The organism is Micromonospora sp. R311 (assembly GCF_056780015.1).
Genome location: NZ_JBSWCE010000027.1, coordinates 93219 through 111945, shown reverse-complemented (window position 1 = coordinate 111945; position 18727 = coordinate 93219). Strand labels below are relative to the sequence as shown.

The 18727-nt window shown below is 73.9% G+C and carries 21 protein-coding genes and 1 tRNA gene; 12 read left to right on the top strand and 10 right to left on the bottom strand.

Translation table 11 applies throughout. The annotated features are described in order from the left end of the window. The first annotated feature begins 31 nt into the window (after window positions 1-31). The 4 genes from AC1WTP_RS22940 to AC1WTP_RS22925 all read left to right on the top strand — a co-directional run bounded on the left by AC1WTP_RS22940 (window position 32) and on the right by AC1WTP_RS22925 (window position 3756). A complete protein-coding gene (locus AC1WTP_RS22940) occupies window positions 32-2509 on the top strand; it encodes a thiamine pyrophosphate-dependent enzyme (RefSeq protein ID WP_481651324.1) in 2478 nt (825 codons plus the stop codon). 110 nt (window positions 2510-2619) lie between these two features. Continuing rightward, a complete protein-coding gene (locus tag AC1WTP_RS22935) occupies window positions 2620-3057 on the top strand; it encodes a DUF3052 domain-containing protein (RefSeq protein ID WP_481651323.1) in 438 nt (145 codons plus the stop codon). Between the two features lie 80 nt (window positions 3058-3137). Further along, on the top strand, window positions 3138-3605 hold the full coding sequence (locus tag AC1WTP_RS22930) for a peroxiredoxin (protein ID WP_481651322.1): 468 nt from the start codon (window positions 3138-3140) through the stop codon (window positions 3603-3605). A gap of 79 nt (window positions 3606-3684) precedes the next feature. After that, a tRNA-Val gene (locus AC1WTP_RS22925) sits at window positions 3685-3756 on the top strand. Window positions 3757-4215: 459 nt separating this feature from the next. Here the strand turns inward: AC1WTP_RS22925 and AC1WTP_RS22920 are convergent. Both AC1WTP_RS22920 and AC1WTP_RS22915 read right to left on the bottom strand, forming a co-directional pair. After that, complete coding sequence (locus AC1WTP_RS22920) at window positions 4216-5469, bottom strand: right-handed parallel beta-helix repeat-containing protein (RefSeq protein ID WP_481651321.1); 1254 nt, start codon at window positions 5467-5469, stop codon at window positions 4216-4218. 520 nt (window positions 5470-5989) lie between these two features. Then, the gene (locus AC1WTP_RS22915) at window positions 5990-6727 is read right to left on the bottom strand and encodes a VOC family protein (RefSeq protein WP_481651320.1); all 738 of its coding nucleotides are present in this window, start codon (window positions 6725-6727) and stop codon (window positions 5990-5992) included. 305 nt (window positions 6728-7032) lie between these two features. Here AC1WTP_RS22915 and AC1WTP_RS22910 point away from each other — a divergent pair, with 305 nt between their 5' ends. Then, on the top strand, window positions 7033-7758 hold the full coding sequence (locus tag AC1WTP_RS22910) for a GNAT family N-acetyltransferase (RefSeq protein WP_481651319.1): 726 nt from the start codon (window positions 7033-7035) through the stop codon (window positions 7756-7758). Between the two features lie 68 nt (window positions 7759-7826). After that, complete coding sequence (locus tag AC1WTP_RS22905) at window positions 7827-8147, top strand: hypothetical protein (protein ID WP_481651318.1); 321 nt, start codon at window positions 7827-7829, stop codon at window positions 8145-8147. Between the two features lie 5 nt (window positions 8148-8152). On the opposite strand, the gene AC1WTP_RS22900 is transcribed toward AC1WTP_RS22905, so the two are convergent. The 3 genes from AC1WTP_RS22900 to AC1WTP_RS22890 are packed head-to-tail and all read right to left on the bottom strand — an operon-like array spanning window position 8153 to window position 10199. Beyond that, window positions 8153-8479 carry a DMT family transporter gene (locus AC1WTP_RS22900; protein WP_481651317.1) on the bottom strand — a complete coding sequence of 109 codons (327 nt, stop codon included), beginning with the start codon at window positions 8477-8479 and terminating at the stop codon, window positions 8153-8155. Between the two features lie 23 nt (window positions 8480-8502). After that, window positions 8503-9282 (bottom strand): hypothetical protein, encoded by a 780-nt coding sequence (locus AC1WTP_RS22895; RefSeq protein ID WP_481651316.1) that lies wholly within the window; start codon window positions 9280-9282, stop codon window positions 8503-8505. Beyond that, complete coding sequence (locus tag AC1WTP_RS22890; RefSeq protein ID WP_481651315.1) at window positions 9279-10199, bottom strand: LysR family transcriptional regulator; 921 nt, start codon at window positions 10197-10199, stop codon at window positions 9279-9281. The genes AC1WTP_RS22895 and AC1WTP_RS22890 overlap by 4 nt, the downstream gene beginning before the upstream one ends. A 70-nt stretch (window positions 10200-10269) precedes the next feature. Between AC1WTP_RS22890 and AC1WTP_RS22885 the strand changes: the two genes are divergently transcribed. Together AC1WTP_RS22885 and AC1WTP_RS22880 are read left to right on the top strand one after the other, a co-directional pair. Next, complete coding sequence (locus tag AC1WTP_RS22885; protein WP_481651314.1) at window positions 10270-11130, top strand: dihydrodipicolinate synthase family protein; 861 nt, start codon at window positions 10270-10272, stop codon at window positions 11128-11130. An 80-nt stretch (window positions 11131-11210) separates the two neighbouring features. Further along, complete coding sequence (locus AC1WTP_RS22880; protein ID WP_481651313.1) at window positions 11211-12008, top strand: alpha/beta fold hydrolase; 798 nt, start codon at window positions 11211-11213, stop codon at window positions 12006-12008. Window positions 12009-12121: 113 nt separating this feature from the next. On the opposite strand, the gene AC1WTP_RS22875 is transcribed toward AC1WTP_RS22880, so the two are convergent. The 3 genes from AC1WTP_RS22875 to AC1WTP_RS22865 all read right to left on the bottom strand — a co-directional run bounded on the left by AC1WTP_RS22875 (window position 12122) and on the right by AC1WTP_RS22865 (window position 14552). Continuing rightward, complete coding sequence (locus tag AC1WTP_RS22875; protein WP_481651312.1) at window positions 12122-12865, bottom strand: SDR family NAD(P)-dependent oxidoreductase; 744 nt, start codon at window positions 12863-12865, stop codon at window positions 12122-12124. Between the two features lie 104 nt (window positions 12866-12969). Continuing rightward, entirely contained in the window at window positions 12970-13905 is a 936-nt protein-coding gene (locus tag AC1WTP_RS22870) for a phosphotransferase (protein WP_481651311.1), read from the bottom strand. A gap of 41 nt (window positions 13906-13946) precedes the next feature. Continuing rightward, complete coding sequence (locus AC1WTP_RS22865) at window positions 13947-14552, bottom strand: dihydrofolate reductase family protein (RefSeq protein WP_481651310.1); 606 nt, start codon at window positions 14550-14552, stop codon at window positions 13947-13949. 76 nt (window positions 14553-14628) lie between these two features. On the opposite strand from AC1WTP_RS22865, the gene AC1WTP_RS22860 reads away from it, so the two are divergent. The 3 genes from AC1WTP_RS22860 (at window position 14629) to AC1WTP_RS22850 (ending at window position 16908) form a co-directional block, all read left to right on the top strand. Next, window positions 14629-15219, top strand: a complete 591-nt coding sequence (locus tag AC1WTP_RS22860) for a TetR/AcrR family transcriptional regulator (RefSeq protein WP_481651309.1) — start codon at window positions 14629-14631, stop codon at window positions 15217-15219. After that, on the top strand, window positions 15216-15695 hold the full coding sequence (locus tag AC1WTP_RS22855) for a GNAT family N-acetyltransferase (RefSeq protein ID WP_481651308.1): 480 nt from the start codon (window positions 15216-15218) through the stop codon (window positions 15693-15695). The genes AC1WTP_RS22860 and AC1WTP_RS22855 overlap by 4 nt, the downstream gene beginning before the upstream one ends. Window positions 15696-15759: 64 nt before the next feature. After that, window positions 15760-16908 carry a polysaccharide pyruvyl transferase family protein gene (locus tag AC1WTP_RS22850; protein WP_481651307.1) on the top strand — a complete coding sequence of 383 codons (1149 nt, stop codon included), beginning with the start codon at window positions 15760-15762 and terminating at the stop codon, window positions 16906-16908. A 59-nt stretch (window positions 16909-16967) separates the two neighbouring features. Here AC1WTP_RS22850 and AC1WTP_RS22845 read toward each other — a convergent pair whose 3' ends face one another. Continuing rightward, window positions 16968-17174 (bottom strand): hypothetical protein, encoded by a 207-nt coding sequence (locus AC1WTP_RS22845; protein WP_481651306.1) that lies wholly within the window; start codon window positions 17172-17174, stop codon window positions 16968-16970. 84 nt (window positions 17175-17258) lie between these two features. Here AC1WTP_RS22845 and AC1WTP_RS22840 point away from each other — a divergent pair, with 84 nt between their 5' ends. After that, window positions 17259-17780 carry a DinB family protein gene (locus tag AC1WTP_RS22840; protein WP_481651305.1) on the top strand — a complete coding sequence of 174 codons (522 nt, stop codon included), beginning with the start codon at window positions 17259-17261 and terminating at the stop codon, window positions 17778-17780. Window positions 17781-17823: 43 nt separating this feature from the next. Here AC1WTP_RS22840 and AC1WTP_RS22835 read toward each other — a convergent pair whose 3' ends face one another. Then, window positions 17824-18687, bottom strand: a complete 864-nt coding sequence (locus AC1WTP_RS22835) for a carbohydrate kinase family protein (protein WP_481651304.1) — start codon at window positions 18685-18687, stop codon at window positions 17824-17826. Between the last annotated feature and the right edge of the window lie 40 nt (window positions 18688-18727).

Sequence of the window (18727 nt, the reverse complement as noted above, 5' to 3'; positions counted from 1 at the left end):
TCCGACTGGGCGAGCCGGCCCTTCGTCGGTAATGCTGTCCGACGTGACCACCCCGCAAGATCTCGACGACCGGCTCCGGGAGACCCTGGCCGCGCTGGCCGCCCCCGAGCAGCGGCGTGACCCGGCAGAGCCGGTCACCGACGGCGCGGCGCTGACCGGCGCGCAGGCGCTCGACCTGTTCGACGCACAGGTCACCAGCCGGCAGCTCGACCTCGCCGGACGTTGGCTGCGCAGTTTCGGCGAGGGGTTCTACACGATCGGCTCGGCCGGGCACGAGGGCAACGCCGCGGTCGCCGCCGCCCTACGGGCCAGCGACCCGGCGCTGCTGCACTACCGTTCCGGCGCGTTCTACTGCGTCCGGGCCGCCCAGGCCAGCCCGACCGAATCCGCCCCGAGGTCGGCCGACGGCGCGGACGCCACCGGGCCGGCCCGCGAGGAGGCGGCCGCCCCGGCCGGCCAGGACGTCGAGGATCCCGCCGCCGCGGAGCCGGCGGCGGGCGAGGAGACCGCCGTGGCGGACCGGCCGTTCGGCCGGGGGTACGCCGAGGCCGCCCGGGACGTGCTGCGCGGGATGGTCGCCTCGGCCCGGGAGCCGATCGCCGGGGGCCGGCACAAGGTCTTCGGCCGCGCCGACCTGGCTGTCGTGCCGATCACCTCGACCATCGCCTCGCACCTGCCGCGGGCCGTCGGGATGGGGCTGGCCGTGGAACGGCTGCGCCGCTTGGACATGGCCGGGCGGCGCAACGGCGCCGGGGTGCGGATCGGCAGCGGCGGCGGCGCCGCGCGCGGGCCCTGGCCGCCGGACGCCATCGTGGTCTGCTCCTTCGGCGACGCGTCGGTCAACCACGCCAGCGCCACCGCCGCGTTCAACACCGCCGGCTGGTACGACCACACCGGCCTGCGCATCCCGGTGCTCTTCGTCTGCGAGGACAACGGGCTCGGCATCAGCGTCCGCTCGCCGAAGGGTTGGGTGGCCACGACGCTGCAGGCCAGGCCGGGGATCCGCTACTTCGCCGCGGACGGCGGCGACCTGGTGCGGGCGTACGAGGTGGCGGCGGAGGCGGCCGCCTGGGTGCGCCGGCACCGGCGGCCGGCGGTGCTGCACCTGTCCACCGTGCGGCTGATGGGGCACGCCGGCGCGGACGTCGAGACCGCGTACCGCAGCGCCGAGGAGATCGCCGCCGACCTGGACCGGGACCCGGTCGTCGGCACCGCGCGGCTGCTCGTGCGGGCGGGCGTCGCCACGGGTGCGGAGCTGCTCGCCCGGTACGACGAGGTCGGCTGGCGGGTGCGCCGGATCGCCGAGGAGGTGCTCGACGAGCCGAAGCTCACCGCGCCGGCCGAGGTGGTCGCCCCGCTGGCGCCCCGCCGCCCGGTCCGGGTGGCCCGGGCGGTGGCCGACGCGGCGGCGCGGGCCAGCGGCCCCGGCGCGGCCGCCCGGGCGGAGTCGTTCGGCGGGAAGCCGCCCGAGCTGGCCGGGCCGCTGACCCTCGCGCAGAGCATCAACGCCGCGCTCGCCGACGGGATGCTCGACCACCCGCAGATGGCCGTCTTCGGCGAGGACGTGGCCGCCAAGGGCGGGGTGTACGGGGTGACCAAGGGGCTGCGGGACCGGTTCGGGGCGGCCCGGATCTTCGACACGCTGCTCGACGAGACCTCGGTGCTCGGGCTCGGCCTCGGCGCCGGGCTGGCCGGGATGCTGCCGGTGCCGGAGATCCAGTACCTGGCGTACCTGCACAACGCCGAGGACCAGTTGCGGGGCGAGGCGGCCACCATGCGGTTCTTCTCGCAGGGGGCGTTCCGCAACCCGATGGTGGTGCGGGTGGCCGGGCTGGCGTACCAGGAGGGCTTCGGCGGGCACTTCCACAACGACAACTCGGTGGCCGTACTCCGGGACGTGCCGGGCCTGGTGATCGCCGTGCCGGCGCGGCCGGACGACGCCGCGCCCATGCTGCGGACCTGCCTGGCCAGCGCGGCGGTGGACGGCAGCGTCTGCGTCTTCCTGGAGCCGATCGCGCTCTACCACACCCGCGACCTGTACGCCGAGGGCGACGGGGAGTGGCTGGCCGGCTATCCGGAGCCGGGCGCCTGGGCGAGCGGGCACGTGCCGATCGGCCGGGCCCGGGTCTACGGCGTCGGCTCGGCCGAGGACGTCACGATCATCACCTTCGGTAACGGCGTACGGATGTCGCTGCGCGCGGCCGCGACCCTCGCGGACGAGGGGATCGGCAGCCGGGTGGTGGACCTGCGCTGGCTGGCCCCGCTGCCGGTGGCGGACATCATCCGGGAGGCGGCCGCGACCGGCCGCGTGCTGGTGGTGGACGAGACCCGCCGGTCCGGCGGGGTCGGCGAGGGGGTGATCGCCGCTCTGGTCGATGCCGGATATGTCGGGGTGGCGCGGCGAGTCGCCGGAGTTGACTCGTTTGTACCATTAGGTCCGGCGGCACGTCAGGTTCTGGTCTCCGAGGAAGCCATTACCCAGGGTGCCCGTACGCTCCTGGCACGGTAAATTCCGTTCCACCCGGTGCGCCACTTGCGCGGGGAGCCACAACTGTGTGGACTTTGCCTGACGGCGTCGACGACGTCGCGAGCAGGGATGAGATGAGGAGGCACGCGACAGTGAGCGCGACCGCTGGTCAGGCCGCCGACGGGGTACGCAGCCTGGCGGACCGGTTCGGAATCGAGCCGGGGATGGTCGTCATGGAGATGGGGTACGACGACGACGTCGACCAGGATCTCCGGGACGCCCTGACGGACCGCTGTGGAGACCTGGTCGACGAGGACACCGACGAGGTGGTCGACGCGGTGCTCGTCTGGTACCGCGACGGCGACGGTGATCTCTTCGAGCTCCTCGTCGACGCCCTCGGCCCGCTGGCCGACAACGGTGTCGTGTGGCTGCTCACGCCCAAGGCGGGGCGCGAGGGGCACGTCGAGCCGAGCGAGATCGCCGAGTCCGCGCCCACGGCCGGCCTCCAGCAGACCTCGACGGTCAACGCCGGCCGGGACTGGAGCGGCGCCCGGCTCGTCCTGCGCCGCGGCGTCAAGGGCAGGAAGTAGCCGCCCCGCCCCACGCCCGGCGGACACCGCCGGGGGTGACAGGCTGGGTGCCGTCCCCGACTTCGACCGCAGGAGCTGGCATGCCGATCGAGGTGGGCGCCGAGGCGCCGGACTTCGTGCTCAAGGACCAGAACAACCAGGAGGTACGGCTCTCGGCCTTCCGCGGCCGGCGCACCGTGCTGCTGGTCTTCTATCCGCTCGCGTTCACCGGCACCTGCCAGGGTGAGCTGGCCGAGGTGCGCGACAACCTCGACGACTACGTCAACGACGACGTCCAGGTGCTGACCGTCAGCGTCGACTCGGTCTACAGCCACAAGGTCTGGGCCGACCGGGAGGGCTACCAGTTCCTGCTGCTGGCAGACTTCTGGCCGCACGGCGCGGTCGCCCAGGCGTACGGCGTGTTCAACGAGGCCGCCGGTTTCGCCGACCGGGGCACGTTCGTGATCGACAAGGCCGGCGTGGTCCGCTTCGCCGAGCTCAACGGGCCGGGCGAGGCGCGCGACCAGCAGGGCTGGCGCAAGGCGCTGGCCGAGGCCGCCGCCGGCTGACCGGCGGGCACGCCGTGCGACCGGGCCGGCGGAGGGCAGGGTAAGCTAGCCAACCTCCGGCCCGCCGTACGGGCGTTCCGGGCGCGTAGCTCAGTGGGAGAGCACTCGCCTTACAAGCGAGGGGTCGCAGGTTCGAAACCTGCCGCGCCCACCCATCACCAGCAGCACAAACGCCGTCGGGAAGATCCGCCCCGCCGGGCTGGCCGAAGCAGAACGTCTCGGCATCGACTCCGACGATGAGCCGGTGACCATGGAGCGGCTTCGACTGCAGGTGCCCCCCGCATGCTGACGCGGTTGTCGTCAAGCGCTGGAAGCGTAGGGGAGAACGCTCCGGCCGCCTCGGCGAGCTGGCGGCGGTCGCGGGGTTGCGGCTACTGCGCCTCAGCCGGGGCGCTCCGGCTGCGGGATGGCCCGGTCTCGCCGGTGGGTCGCGGTCCGTCGGTGGTTGCAGTAGGGGCATCCTGCCTGCCATCGAACCGAGCGAGCGAGAGACCACCGCCGGCCCGCCAGCGTCCGAACCTGCGTCACGGTCCGCTTGGCGTGGCGGGCCGGGCGGCCGACTCAACCTCGAACTCCAGCCAGGATCCCGACCCGCGGCTGTCGTACCAGGTCAGTTGGCGCAGCCGGGGACGCCGGTACAGTTCCTCGGTTCGTTCTTTCTGATGATGGTCTTGTCAATGCGGATGGCGCCGTCGTTGTAGATGCCGCCGGCGCCGCGGTTTGCGCTGGCGGCGTTGCCGACGATCGTGCTGCCGTCGATGTCGAGGACGCCGTCGTTGTCGTTGTAGATGGCGCCGCCCTGTTCGGCGTGGTTGCCCTTGAACACGCTGTCGGCGAGCGTCATGGTCGCGCCGTTGAACAGGCCGCCGCCGTTGTCGCCGGCGGTGTTCTCGGTGAAGAGGGCGCTCCTGATGGTGGCCCCTGCGGTGCTGTCGTGGTGGACGCCGCCGCCATCGTTGCTTGCCTTGTTGCCGGTGATCGTGCTGTGGGCGATGGTGGCGGTGCCGTCTTCCGCGTTGGCGATGCCCCCGCCGTTGCCCCCGGCTTGGCAGTTGCCGGCAGCGATGTTGCGGTCGATGCGCGAGTTGTGGACGGTCATCTCACCGGCGTTGTAGATGCCTCCGCCGTTGCAGGCACGGTTGTCGGCGACGATGCTGGCGCGAAGTTCCAGTTCGCCGAAGTTGGCGATGCCGCCGCCGTTGCCGGTAGCCGAGTTGCCGACGATCTTGGAGTGCTCGATGACGGCCCGGCCGCCCGGCTGGATCAGTATGCCGCCGCCGTCGGCTGCTCCGGTGTTGTCTGGGGGTCCGGTCAGCCGGCCGCCCGTGACGGTGACGTCCGTCAGCGTCAGCTCGCCGCCGGGGCCGACCCGAAAGATCCGGAAGCCTTCGGAGAATGTTGAGCCGTCGCCCAGGATCGTGATCCGTTTGTCGATGACGGGGAAGGCCCTGTTACCGGTCTGCCCGGTGACCTTGGCGGTGCGCTGCGCGGGGAACGTGTAGGTGCAATTCCGGGCCAGCCTGAACACCCCACCGCTGGCCCTGTTGGCCCTGCTCAGCTCCTCGATCAGCACGCCGGTGTCGCACGGCACGTCCTTGGCGTTCGTGGCGTCGGTACGGTGCCTGGGGTCCCCGCCACCTTCCCGGGACTCGTCGCGACCCAACTGGTCGTCGTCAACGACCTGCTCGGCCGTGGACCGCGCCGGGCTCGCAACACGGTCGACAGCTGAGGCACCCGCGTTCCCGGCGGGGACGCCGAGGAGGCCGACGGCGCTGGTCAATCCCGCCGTACCGGTGGCAAGCCACACCTTGCGCCGACTGGTCGAGGCGCTGCTCCGGGTCTTCTTGCGAAGGTAGCTGGGCATCGGCTCTCTGCCTCTCCTCGGATCAGACAGGGTCGCTCAACGGGCTTCCCTGGCCACAATCGGTTGTAGTGGTGGACACCACCGTATGCTTTATATTCTTCGCTTCTCGGCCATATATGAGGGAAACCCACGTTAGAGGTGGCGAGGGGTCGCGCGGGACGAGACGCTCGACGACGAAAGCCAGCTGTCGGTCAGACGGGGTACGTGCCGGCGTAGGGATCGGGCTGGGAGCCACGGGGCCAGGCCGGCCCGCTGGAGCCGCTTTCTCGTCACCGAAGACCAGGCACCAGCCGAGCCGACGCCCCTCCAGGTTCAGCCCACCCAGGGGGCACTCGTCGAAGTCCGACCGCAGCAAGCGGACAAGGAACTCCACCGTCCGGCAGTCGTAGGTGGCGCCCGCCGCACGGACCTTCGCCCAGTCAGTTCAGCTGTTGCCGTCTCCTGACCCGGCCGGTGGGGCGTCGATCGCGAGTAGGCGGCGAGTACCCAGGAATGGGTGCCGTCCGCCGGACACGGCCGTCTACCGGGGCGTCAACACGCAGAACTCGTTGCCGTCGGGGTCGGCCAGCACCACCCAGCTGACCTCGCCCTGGCCGATGTCGATCCGAGTCGCCCCGAGGGAGAGCAGGCGGTCAACCTCCGCCTGCTGGTCACCGTGGACAGGTGGAGCGAGGTCGAAGTGCAGTCGCTGCTGCTTGCCGGTCTTCGGCATCAGCGGCGGACCACCCCAGGTGATCTTCGGACCGCCGAGCGGTGAACAGATCGCGGTCTCCTGGTCCTGATCCCAGACCAGCGGCCAGCCCAGCGCTTCGCTCCAGAAGTACCCGACTTCCTGGGAACCGTCGCAGGCCAGCGCTCCGATGAACCCGCAGTCGGCAAGGAAGTTGTTGCCCGGCTCGATGACGCAGAACTCGTTGCCATCGGGGTCGGCGAGCACCACGTGAGCCTCGTCCGGCCGTTGCCCGATGTCGATGTGCCGTCCGCCGAATTCCAGCGCCCTGGCCACCGTCTGCTGCTGGTCCTCCAGGGAGGTGCTCGTCAGATCGAAGTGCATCCGGTTCTGGCCGACCTTCGGCTCCTGAGTCGGAAGAAAGCGGATTCGGAACCCGGTGTCGTCACTGGGCAGGAGCGCGACACCGTCGTCTGGATCATCGGCCATGTCCCAACCCAGGACCCCGGACCAGAACTGCGCGAGACGCAGAGGTTGGCTCGCAGCGAAGCTGAGCGCGAAAAGCTGACAGGTCATCCCTCTGCTCATCTCCGATCCGCTGGCTGACCGTTGTCGACAGGACGCCCTACCAGCCCGTCGAACGGGAGCCTAGGGGTGAGCCGGCGTCACCGCAGCCGAGTATTTCGACGGCGGCCGGAACACCCGTGACACCTTCGGATGCCGACGTCAGCAGGAGGCGGTTGCTGGTGATCGTGCGCACGACCGAATCCAACCAGCGCCGACGGGGGCGCCACGATCCGCTGCCGTCGGCGACCGGTCGGCCTTCGAGGCGAGGTCGGTCAGGGGCGCGAAAGTCGGTGGTCGGCCGGCGGGCAGCCAGGGAGGATGCGTCGATGGCTCCTGCGACCCTGTTGCGCCGTGCTCAGGATCTCTGGGTGGACCTGGCCGGCGTGGCGACCAGCTTTCCCGGGTCCGGCGTGCGGGTGGTGGTGGCGGCGGAGTCGCGGCTGTGCCCGCCGGCGTGGGCGGGCATCGTGGTGTTGGGTGACACCGGTATCGCCACCGCGCCGGACCCGGCCAGCGCCCGATTCCTGCGCGCATCGCTCACCGGCGGGCCGATCCGCGCCGCCGTCGCGGCCGAACGGTGGCGCGGTGCCGCCGGAGTCCTGGACGTCCTCGGGCCGGCCGGTCTGGCCTACCTGGACGAACAGGAGTTCCGGCCGGTACCCGGCGTGACTGGTGCCGCCGTCCTGCCGCCGGGCCACCCGGCCCTTGACGGGCTGCTCGCGGAGGTCCCCGAGGACGAGGCCGCGGAGAGCGGGATCGATGAGATCACGTCGCCGGTGTTCGTCGTCCGGAAACACGGCCGGGTGGCAGCGGCGGCCGGTTACCGCCGGTGGCCCAGTTCCGTCGCCCACCTCTGCGTGTTGACCGGCACCCGGTACCGCCGTCGAGGGCTGGCCACCGCGGTGGCCACCGCGGCGGTGGCGGATGCGCTCCGGAACCATCTGCTACCGCAGTGGCGCGCGCGCCCCGAGCCGTCCCGCCGGCTCGCCCGCAGGCTCGGCTTCCGCGAGCTCGGGGACCAGCTGAGCCTCATGATCGAGTCAGCTCCCTGACATCGACGCCGCCGACCACGTTTCGCCGGTCAGGCCAGGGCCGAGGGCCACCGGCGCCGGCTCCGGCGGTGGGGTCGCGGTCGGAGATCGCCGCGGTGCTGGACGACGACCGGCAGCCGCACTGGGCGGACGACTTCCCCGCCGAGGGCGACCGGGTCATCGCCGGGCACATCGCCGCGCAGGAGAACGGCCCGCACCCGTACGGCCACCGCCAGATCATCGAGCGGGAGACCGCCCTGGTGGTCGGTGCCATCGGGGCCGCCAACGTCGCCTCGGTCCGGGTGTTGCAGGAGGCCGGTCTGACCCGGTGGCCCACCGACCCGGCCCGAGGGGGAGACGCACCGGTACGGCGTCGCCGGGGCCTTGACCCGCGAGCCGACCTCCGGTGACCCGGTCAGTGGCTCGTCGCCCCGCCCACGTTCAAGGTCACCACCCCGGCGATGATGAGGCTGACCCCGACGACCTTGACCACCGTGATCGGTTCGTCGAGGAACGCCGCGCCGATGGCGACGATCGCCGCGGTGCCGAGGGCCGACCACAGGGCGTACGCGACGCCGACCGGGATGTCCTTCACCGCCTGGGACAGGGCGATGAAGGAGACCAGGTAGCCGGTCAGGCAGGCGACGGTGGGCCAGAGCCGGCTGAAGCCGTCGGTCGCCTTGAGCGTGCTGGTGGCGAAGACCTCGGCCGCGATGGCCGCGAGCAGGAACACGTACGGCACTGGCACTCCTTGCGGGACGACGGTCAGGCGAAGCGTTCGGTCGTCACGGGGATCAACCCGTGCTCGCGTACGACGGAGGTCAGCTCCCGGAGCACGGGCCCGACGGTGCCGTCGTCGGCGGTGGCCAGCAGGACGGTCAGGTCGAGGCTCCAGGCGATGGCCCGGCCGACCCGGCGCAGCTGCCAGCTGAACCGGTCCGCGCCCGTCCGCAGCCGGCCGGCGGGCATCCCCCGAGCCCTGGCGTCGCCGGCGACCCGCCCCCAACGGGCCGCCAGGCTCGCCAGCCGGTCGTCGGGCAGGTCCTTGGCGAACAGGACGCGGTAGACCCGTCTCTCGTGGCATCCGGCGGGCGGGTCGGCGGGGCCGAGCCGCAGCGGCGTGGCGGTGGCGAACACCTCGTGGTCGCGGAAGTGGGTGCGGAGCACCGGTTCGGTGGGCAGCTGCCCGGCGCCGAGCCGGCGGTGGACGGCGTCCGCGACGCGGCGGTCCGCCGGCGTCACCCGCTCGCGCAGCTCCGGGTCGGTACGCATGCCACGGCTGAAGGCGGCGGAACTCCACCAGCGGCCGTCCTCGGCGGTCCAACCCGCGGTGCGCAGCCCCGAGGTCGACCAGTCCTCGTTCCGGACGAACTCCTCGACGACGATCCCCTCGACAGCGCCCGGCGGCCCGCCGCCGGCGAGGATCACGTAGTAGTCCAGCGCCGGCGGCCGTCCGGCGGGGTCGGGGACCGACACCACCCGCTCCGCGCTCCGCCGCTCGATGTCCACCGGCGACCCTCCGGCCGGTCGGGTTGGTCGCGTCACGTCGGCCATTCTGCCGGTCCGCCGGCGGGAAAGTCGTCGGTGGCGACCCGCAGTGCCCGGACGCAGGCGGCCACCGCCGGATGGTCGGCGCCGCCCTTGCGGTACGCCACCCGGGTGCGCCGCCGGATGTCCAGCGGCGCCAGGCGTACCCGCGGAAGCGGTTGCCCGACGGCCAGTTCCGGCACCAGGCCGACCCCCTGGCCGGCGGCCACCAGGGCGAGCACGGCGGTGAAGTCGTCGGCGTGGTGGCGCACGGTGGGGCGGAAGCCGGCCAGCTGGCAGGCGAGCAGGGCGACGGTGTGGCACAGCGTGCCGGGGCTGCCGACGATCCAGTCCGCCGCGCGGGCGGCACCGAGCGGGTCACCGTCCGCCTGGTGGTCAGGCTCCGCCGGCACGGCGAGGTACACCGTCTCGTCCAGCAGCGGCGTCCACTCCAGCGCCGGGTCCGGCTCGACCGGCGCGATGTCGTAGTCGTGCAGGAGCGCCACGTCGAGCCGCCGGTCCCGCAGCGCGGCGGGCACGGCGACCGGGTCGAGTTCGGTCACCATCAGGTCGAGCGCCGGGTGGTCGCGGGTCAGCGCCACCAGGGCCGCCGGCAGCAGGGTGCGGACGGCGCTGGGGAAGGCCCCGATGCGTACGGTGCCGGACAGGCCGGCCCGCGCGGCGGCCAGGGTGGCGTCCGCCGCCTCCAGGGCGGCGAGGACGGCCTCGGTGTGCCCTACCAGCGCCTGCCCGGTGGCGGTGAGCGCGACCCGCCGGCCGGCGCGTTCCAGCAGCCGTACGCCGGCCTGGCGTTGCAACGCCGCCAGCTGCTGGGAGACGGCGGAGGGCGTGTACGCGTGGGCCTCGGCGACGGCGGCGATCGTGCCGAGCCGGGCCAGGTCGCGCAGCAGCCGCAGGCGGCGGACGTCGAGCATCAGCTCAGCTTACGTTTTGGTTCAGGAATCTGAACTGGTCCTGCACGGTCATCCGGCCCAGGCTGAAGGCATGACACCGACCGGTCTGTACGTCCCGCTGATCACCCCGTTCGACGACTCCGGGGCGGTGGCCACCGACGCCCTCGCCGCGCTCACCCGGCAGGTGCTGCACGCCGGCGCCGCCGGCGTGGTCGCCCTCGGCACCACCGGAGAACCCACCTCGCTGACCGGGGCGGAGCGCCGGGAGGTGGTCGACGTGGTCGCCGCGGTGTGCCGGGAACGCTCGGCGTCGCTGCTGGTCGGCGCCAGCACCGCCGAGTCGTTGCGCGCGCTGGCGGACCGGCCCGAGGTGACCGCCGCGCTCTGCCTGGTGCCGCCGTTCGTCCGCCCCGGCGAGGCGGGCGTGCTCGCCCACCTCGCCGAGCTGGCCCGGGTCAGCCCGGTGCCGCTGGTGGCGTACCACGTCCCGTACCGGACGGGGCAGCACCTGTCTGCGGACGCCCTGCGGCGGCTGGTCCGGTTGCCCGGCGTCGTCGGGATCAAGTACGCGGCGGCCGGGATCGACGCGGACACCACGGCCTTCCTGGCCGACGTGCCCCCCGACGTCGCGGTGCTCGGCGGCGACGACGCGGTCGTCGCGCCGCTGCTCGCCCTCGGCGCGCACGGCGGCATCCTCGCCTCCGCCCACCTGGCCACCGCCGGGTTCGTCGCGCTGCTCGACGCGTGGCGGGCCGGCGACGTCGCCCACGCCCGGCCGCTCGGTCACCGGCTCGCGGCGCTGTCGCGGGCGTTGTTCGCCGAACCCAACCCCGCGGTGGTCAAGGCCGTCCTGCACGCGCAGGGCCGCATCCCGACCCCGGCGGTACGGCTGCCGCTGCTGCCCGCCGCGCCGGAGAGCACCCGGGCCGCGCTGGCGCACCTCGGCGGGTAGCAGGGTCACCGACGCGAACCGCCCGTCGGTGTCGTCCGCCTGGTGTTGGATCGGGACGGGCGACGACGGGGAGGCGCGACGTGAGCTACGCGGAGGTCAACGGGCTGCGGCTCTGGTACGAGTCACACGGCACCGGTCGGCCGCTGGTGCTGCTGCACGGCGGCTACGGCGCGGTGGAGATGTTCGCCGAGATCCTGCCGGCGCTGGCCGAGCGGCGCCGGGTGATCGGCGTCGACCTGCAGGGCCACGGGCGCACCGCCGACGTCGACCGCCCGCTGCGCTACGAGTCGATGGCCGACGACGTCGCGGCCCTGCTCGGGCACCTCGGGTTGGCCGAGGCCGACCTGCTGGGCTACTCGCTGGGCGGCGGGGTGGCCCTGCGCACCGCGATCCAGCATCCGGCGCTGGTACGCCGGCTGGTGGTGGTCTCCGCGCCGTGCCGGCGGCAGGGCTGGTTTCCCGAGGTGCTGGCCGCGATGGCGGAGCAGGACGAGCGGGTCGGCGAACGGATGCGGGGCACCCCGCCGCACCAGCTCTACGCGCGGATCGCGTCGCGCCCCGAGGACTGGCCGAAACTCTGGGCCAAGTCCGGTGACCTGCTGCGGCGCGAGTACGACTGGTCGGCGGAGGTGGCCGCGCTGACCGTACCGGCGCTGCTGGTCTTCGCCGACGCCGACTCGATCCCCACCGCGCACGTGGCGGAGTTCTTCGGGCTGCTCGGCGGCGGCCACCGGGACGCCGGCTGGGACGGCGCCGGCCGCCCGGCGTCCCGGCTGGCGGTGCTGCCCGGGCTGACCCACTACGACATCGTCCGCTCGCCGGCACTGCCGGCCGCCGTGCTGCCGTTCCTCACCCACCCGGCCCACCCGCCCGCCTGATCCGCCGGCCGGCCCGCACCTCACCGGCCGGGACGCCCGACCGGGTCGAGCCCGGGCGCGGCGGCTGTGCGCCACCGCGCCCGGGTATAGCGGCGAGCCGTCCGCCGCACCGGTCAACTGGTGAAGCCACCGTCCACGTTGACCACCGCGCCGGTCAGGAAGCCGGCGTCGGCGCCGGCCAGGTGGGCCACCGTGGCGGCGATCTCGGCCGGCTCGGCGAACCGGCCGAGCGCGGTGAAGCCGGCAATCGCCGCCGCGTTGGGCCCGTCGGCCGGGTTGGCGTCGGTGTCGGTCGGCCCGGGGTTGACCAGGTTGACGGTGATGCCGTGCGGCCCGAGCTCCCGGGCCAGGCCCCGGGTCAGGCCGACCAACGCGGTCTTGCTCATCGAGTACAGCGACAGCCCGGGGAAGACCGCGCGTTCCCCGACGTTGCTGCCGATGTTGATGATCCGGCCACCGGCGGTGAGGTGCCGCACGGCCGCCTGCGCGGCGACGTACGGGGCGCGGACGTTCACCGCGATGGTCCGCTCCAGCTCGTCGGGGCCCAGCTCGGTCACCGGCCCGACCAGGAACACCCCGGCGTTGTTGACCAGGATGTCCAGCCGGCCCAGCCCGCCGGCCGTACGGTCGACCGCGGCGCGCACCGCCGCCGGGTCGGCGCTGTCGGCATGGAGGGCCAGCGCGCGCCGGCCGAGCGCCTCGACCTGCTTCGCGACCACCGCCGCCCGGTCGGCGTTGTGCTGGTAGGTGATCGCCACGTCGGCGCCGTCCTGCGCGAGGCGCAGCGCGATGCCGGCGCCGATGCCCCGAGCACCACCGGTGACCAGGGCGACCTTTCCGTTCAACGGGTTCGTCATGACTCGATCATGGAAGCCGACGCTACTTTCCGTCTGGCGGTGATCGGACGCCTCGTCGCCGACGCGGCGTCCGATAACCGCGGTCGCCTCACCACCGACCCGGCTCAGCGCAGCCGCTGCGCCAGCCAGGGCAGCAGGGCGTCGGCCTGGGCCTGCTGGAACGCCCGGACGGTGGGGATGCCGGGCGGCGGCGGTTGCCGGGCCGCGTCGACGAAGAAGCCGGCCAGGCCGGCGTACACGCCGGTCAGCGCGTCCGGGTCGACGCCGGCGGTGAGCGGCAGCCGGCGCAGCAGCGCCTCGGTGTCGTGCCCGCCGTGCAGCCGGACGTTGACCAGCAGCAGCGCGGTGTCCAGCCAGGCCGGTCCGCGGCAGGCCCACGGCCAGTCGACCACGGTCACCGCGCCGGCCGCGTCGAGCAGCAGGTTGTCGGCGCGTAGGTCGGCGTGGCAGAGCGTGTCGCCGTCGAGCGCGGCGAGTCCCCGTTCGGCGGCGGCGCAGAGCTGGGCCAGGTGCCCAGCCGCCCACGGGTCCAGCCCGGGGGGCGGGTCGGCGGCGATCCGGTGCCAGCCGGTGAAGTCGTAGGCCAGGTGCTCGGCGGCGGTCGGCGCGTGCGGCACCGGGTTCGGGGTGAGCGTGGCGGCCAGCGTCTCCAGGGTGCCGAGCACGGCGGTCAGCTCGTCGGCCCGCCACGGGGTGACCGGGTGCCGGCCGTCGACGTCGGTGAGCACCAGCGCCACCCAGGTGCCGTCGTCGTGGCAGCCGAGCAGCCGCGGCGTCGGGGCGGAACCGGGCAGCGCGGCGGTGTTGCGGGCCTCGGCGCGGTGCAGCCGGGGGCTGACGTCGTTCTGCGCCGGGCTGACCGCCTTGACGAAGGCCCGCCGCCCGCCGGCGGTGCGGACCCGGTCGGCGGTGCCGGGGGAGAAGCCGCCCGGCTGCGACACCGCCTCGACCACCCGGTCGCCGAGGATCCGCTCGACCTCGGCGCGTACGTGGTCGGGCAGGTCGGCCCAGCCGATCCGGGTCGTCGTCAGGCTCTCCACCGGTCCACGGTCGTCGACGCCGGGACCGGCCGGCAACCCGATTACCGGGCGGCCTCCGCTGCGGGCGCGTCCTCGGCCGGCCGGGCGGCGTAGTGCAGGACGACCACCCCGGTGGTGAGCGGCCGGGCGTCGAGCAGGGTGAAGCGGTGCGGGTCGAACTCCCGGGCGGCCAGCGGGATGCCGCTGCCGGCCACGATCGGGTTCAGCTTGACCACCAGCTCGTCCACCTCGGGCAGCAGCTGGCCGGCCAGGTCGCCGCCGCCGCAGAGCCAGATGTCTCCGCCCGGCTGGCGCTTCAGCTCGCGGACGAACTCCACCGGGTCGGTGTCGAGGATCTCCACCTCCGGCTCGGTGGCCGGGGGCAGCGAGCGGGAGAAGACGTACTGCTTGAGGTGCGCGTACGGGCTGGTGATGCCCAGCTTCAGGGCCGGGTCGTAGGTGGCGCGGCCCATCACCAGCGCGTCGAAGCGGCCCTGCGGCCGGTCGATGCCGTGCTGGGGGTGGGCGAACGTCGGGAACGTCTGCGGCCAGGCCTCGGCGAGGTGGGCCAGCGTCGCCGGGTCGAGCGGGATGAAGTCGGCCGACCCGTCGGGGGCGGCGATGAAGCCGTCGAGGGTGCTGGCGACGTAGTACACGAGCTTGCGCAAGCCGATCTCCCAATCACTACTGGTGTCGTGGATGCAAAAAGTACAACACCTGTCGTGGTTGCGCTAGGGTGTTCTCGTGGCACGGAATCCGGAACGGCGGGCGGCGCTGGCCGACGCCGGGTTGCGCGTACTGGCCGCCACCGGCGCACGCGGGCTGACCCACCGGGCGGTGGACGCCGAGGCGGGCGTGCCGACCGGCACCGCCTCGAACTACTTCCGCTCCCGCGACGCCCTGCTCGGCGCGCTCGGTGAGCGGATCATGGAGCGGTTCGCCCCGGACGAGCAGGTGCTGGCCGAGCTGGGCGCCCGGGAGCCGTCGCTGGAGCTGTTCACCGACTACCTGCGCTACATCGTCGAGCGGACCACCCGGCAGCCCGACCTGACCCGGGCCCTGATCGAGCTGCGCCTGGAGGCGGTCCGCCGCCCCGACCTGGCCCGGATCCTCGGCGGCACGCTGCGCCGCGGCTACCGCGACGACGTCGCCTTCCACGTCGCCGCCGGGCTGCCCGGTGGCGCGTTCGAGGTGGCCCTGCTGCACTATGCGGTGGACGGGCTGCTGCTCGACCTGCTCACCACATCGATCGGCGCCGGGTTCGACACCGACCAGGTGGTGGCCGCCTTCGTGTCCCGGCTGGTGGCCGCCCCGGCGCGGGAAGGAGCACCGTGACCCTGTCCCTGACGCCGATGACGGCAGCGCAGCTGGCCCGGCTGCGCGTTCCGCTGGAGCTGTCGTACGCCGAGGATCTGGCCCGCACCGGCGAAGTGACCCCGGAGGCCGCCCGGGCGCAGGTCGCGCTCCAGGTCGGCCGGCTGCTGCCCGACGGCGCGGCCACCGCGGGCGTGCTGCTGCGGGTGGCGGTGGCCGACGACGCCGAGGTGGGCTGGATCTGGGTCACGCTGCCCGGCGGCGACCGCCCGACGATGGCCTGGATCCACAACATCGAGGTGCATCCCGGACACCGGGGCAAGGGGTACGCGCGGGAGATGATCCGGCTCGTCGAGGCGGAACTCGCCCGGCTCGGGGTGGGCCGGCTCGGGCTCAACGTCTTCGGCGACAACACCGCGGCGATCCGGCTCTACGAGAGGCTCGGCTTCCAGGTCACCACCCAGCAGATGGCCAAGCCGATCATCCCGGCGGGCTGACGCCAGGACTGTTCACCGGTGCAACGGGAAACCCGCCCGGAACGCACCTGGGGAGGAGCGACGGATGACGCGTGGCGCCGGACTGACCATCGGTGTGCTCGGCTCGTACGGCGGTCGCAACCTCGGTGACGAGGCGATCCTCACCGGCCTGCTCGCCGATCTGCGCGAGCAGGAGCCGAACGGCAGGATCATCGTCTTCTCGCGCAATCCGGCACACACCCGGGTGGCCCACCCCGACGTGGAGGCGGTGCCGTGGGAGGGGGTCAGCCGCACCGACTCCGCGCTGGTGCTGGCCCAGCTCGACCTGCTGATCCTCGGCGGTGGCGGGATCCTCTACGACAAGGAGGCCCGCCGCTACCTGCGGGTCGTCCGGGTCGCCCAGGAGCGCGGCCTGCCGCTGCTGACGTACGCGGTCGGGGTCGGGCCGCTCAGCGAGGGCGTGGACACCGGGATGGTGCGGGAGACGCTGGCCAGCGCCACCCAGGTGACCGTGCGGGACCAGGAGTCCCGGATGGTGCTGGAGGAGGCCGGCCTGCTCAACCCGATCACGGTCACCGCCGACCCGGCGTTCCTGCTGGAACCGGAGGACTTCCCGGCGCACCTGCTGCGCGAGGAGGGGGTGCCGGCCGGCAAGCGGCTGATCGGGATCAGCGTGCGGGAGCCGGGCCGGGCCGCGGAACGGCTCGACGTGGACGGCTACCACCGGCTGCTCGCCCAGATCGGCGACTTCCTGGTGCACCGGGTCGACGCGTACGTGCTGTTCGTGCCGATGGAGCGGGACGACATCCGGCACTCGCACGGCGTCCTGTCCCACATGATCGCCGCGGAGCGGGGCCGGATCCTGCACGGCACCTACTCGCCCCAGCAGGTGCTCGGCCTGATGCGCCACTTCGACCTGGCCGTCGGCATGCGGCTGCACTTCCTGATCTTCGCCGCCATGGTGGGCACGCCGTTCCTGCCCCTGCCGTACGCCGGCAAGGTCTTCGACCTGGCCCAGCGGCTCGGCGTGCCGGCGCTGCGCGGCGTGGAGCGGGAGGTGGAGGGCCCGCTGCTCGCCGAGGTGGACCGGCTCTGGGACGAGCGGGAGCACCGGGCCGAGGCCACCGCGCGGCGGGTGGCGGAGGTGTGCGACCAGGCCCGGGGCACCGCGCAGGCCACCCGCGCGGTGCTGGAGAGCCTGCGGGCCCGGCAGCTGGCCGAGGTCGGCGGCTGAAGCGCCGGCGCCCCCCGGCCCGGCCGGCTCGCGGGCCGGGCCGGGGCGTGCCCCGCGCGTCACACCGCGGGGCCGCGCCAGCAGTACCGCCAGTGCCGGGCCCGGCCGTCGACGGTCTCCAACTCGTAGATCTCCGCCTGGGCCAACCCCTCCGGACCGAGGTGGTGGTGGGTCAGCGGGGGCCGGCCGTTCGGGTCCAGCTCGACGGTGACCGTCTCGCCGTCGGCCGGACCGCCCGCCAGAGGGATCTCTACCGTTGTCGCCATGGGCCCCATCCTGCCCCGGCGGCAGCGCCGACCGCAGCGATAGCGGGGCAGCGGGCCGGCCCGTCCCGGGGCTACCGTCAGCCGATGGCGGAGATCTCGATCGACCCCACCCTCGGCCCGGTGCTGGCCCGCACCGGCGACGAGCGGGCCGTGCTCGAATCCTTCCTCGACTTCCACCGGGCCGTGGTGCTGCGCAAGCTGCGCGGCCTCTCCGACGCCGACGCCGCCCGCCGGCTGGTGCCCTCCGCGACCACCCTCGCCGGCCTGGTCAAACACCTGACCCTGGTCGAGCGCAACTGGTTCCCGTGCCTGCTGGCGCCCGGCCCCGGTGACGTCTACCTGACCACCGAGGAGGAGGCGCTGGCGAGCTTCGCGCTGACCGGGGAGGACAGCGTCGAGCGGCTCGCCGCCGGGTACGAGCGGGCCTGCGCCCGGTCCCGCGAGATCGCCGCGCGGTTCGCGCTCGACCATGTCGTGCCGCACCCGCAGCTCGGCGAGGTCTCGCTGCGCTGGATCCTGGTGCACATGATCGAGGAGACCGCCCGGCACGCCGGCCACGCCGACATCCTCCGCGAGTTGACCGACGGCGCCACCGGCGCGCTCTGAGCCGCCGCCCGACCGCGGGCCGGCGCGGCGGCCCGGCCCGTGGTCAGGCGGACGGCAGCAGACCGGGCGGATACTCCATCCCGTCGTGCGCGCAGGCCGCGGCGGCGACCCGGGCCGCGTACGCCGCCGCGTCGGGCAGCGCCGCGCCACCCAGCCGGGCGGCGATCAGGCCGGCCGCGAAGGCGTCCCCGGCGCCGTTGGTGTCCACCACCGGCCCCGGCGGTGTCGCGGGCGGCACCCGGGTGCCGCCCGGGTGCAGTTCGGCGCCGGCGGCGCCCCGGGTCACCACCACCGTCCGCGGCGCCAGCGCGGCGGCGAGCGGCGCGGCCGACCCGGCCAGCCGGACCCCGCTGACCAGGACCAGGTCGGCCACCTCGGCGAACGGGCGGTGATAGGGGTTGGTCCCGTCCCAGTCGTGCAGGTCGGTGGAGACCGCGGCGCCCGCCGCCAGCCCGGTACGCAACGCCGGTAGCAGGCCGAGCGTCCAATCCATGATCGACAGGTGGACGTGCGCCGCGTCCCGGACCAGCCCGGCCAACTCGGCCGGCGCGAACGGAGCCGGTCCGCGCCACGGCCGCGGGTCGTAGAGCGACATCCGCCGGCCGGCCGGGTCGACCAGGTTGACCGACCGCCGGGTGCCCGCCGGGTCCTCGGCCAGCACGGTGTGCACGCCGGTGCGGGCCAACGCGGCCCGGACCACGTCACCGGCCGGGTCGGCGCCCAGCACGTCCAGCACCGCCACCCGCAGGCCGAGTGCGTGCGCGGCGAGCGCCACCCCGGCGCCGGTGTTGCCGATGCGCAGGTCGATCGGGTCGACGGTGACCGAGTCGGCGGCCGGCAGCGGCAGCGCGGGCACCCGCACCCGCACGTCCACCCCGAGGCCGCCGATCACCAGCAGGTCGTACATGGGGTTCGACGGTAGCCTGCCCCGGCCGCCTATCCTGGGC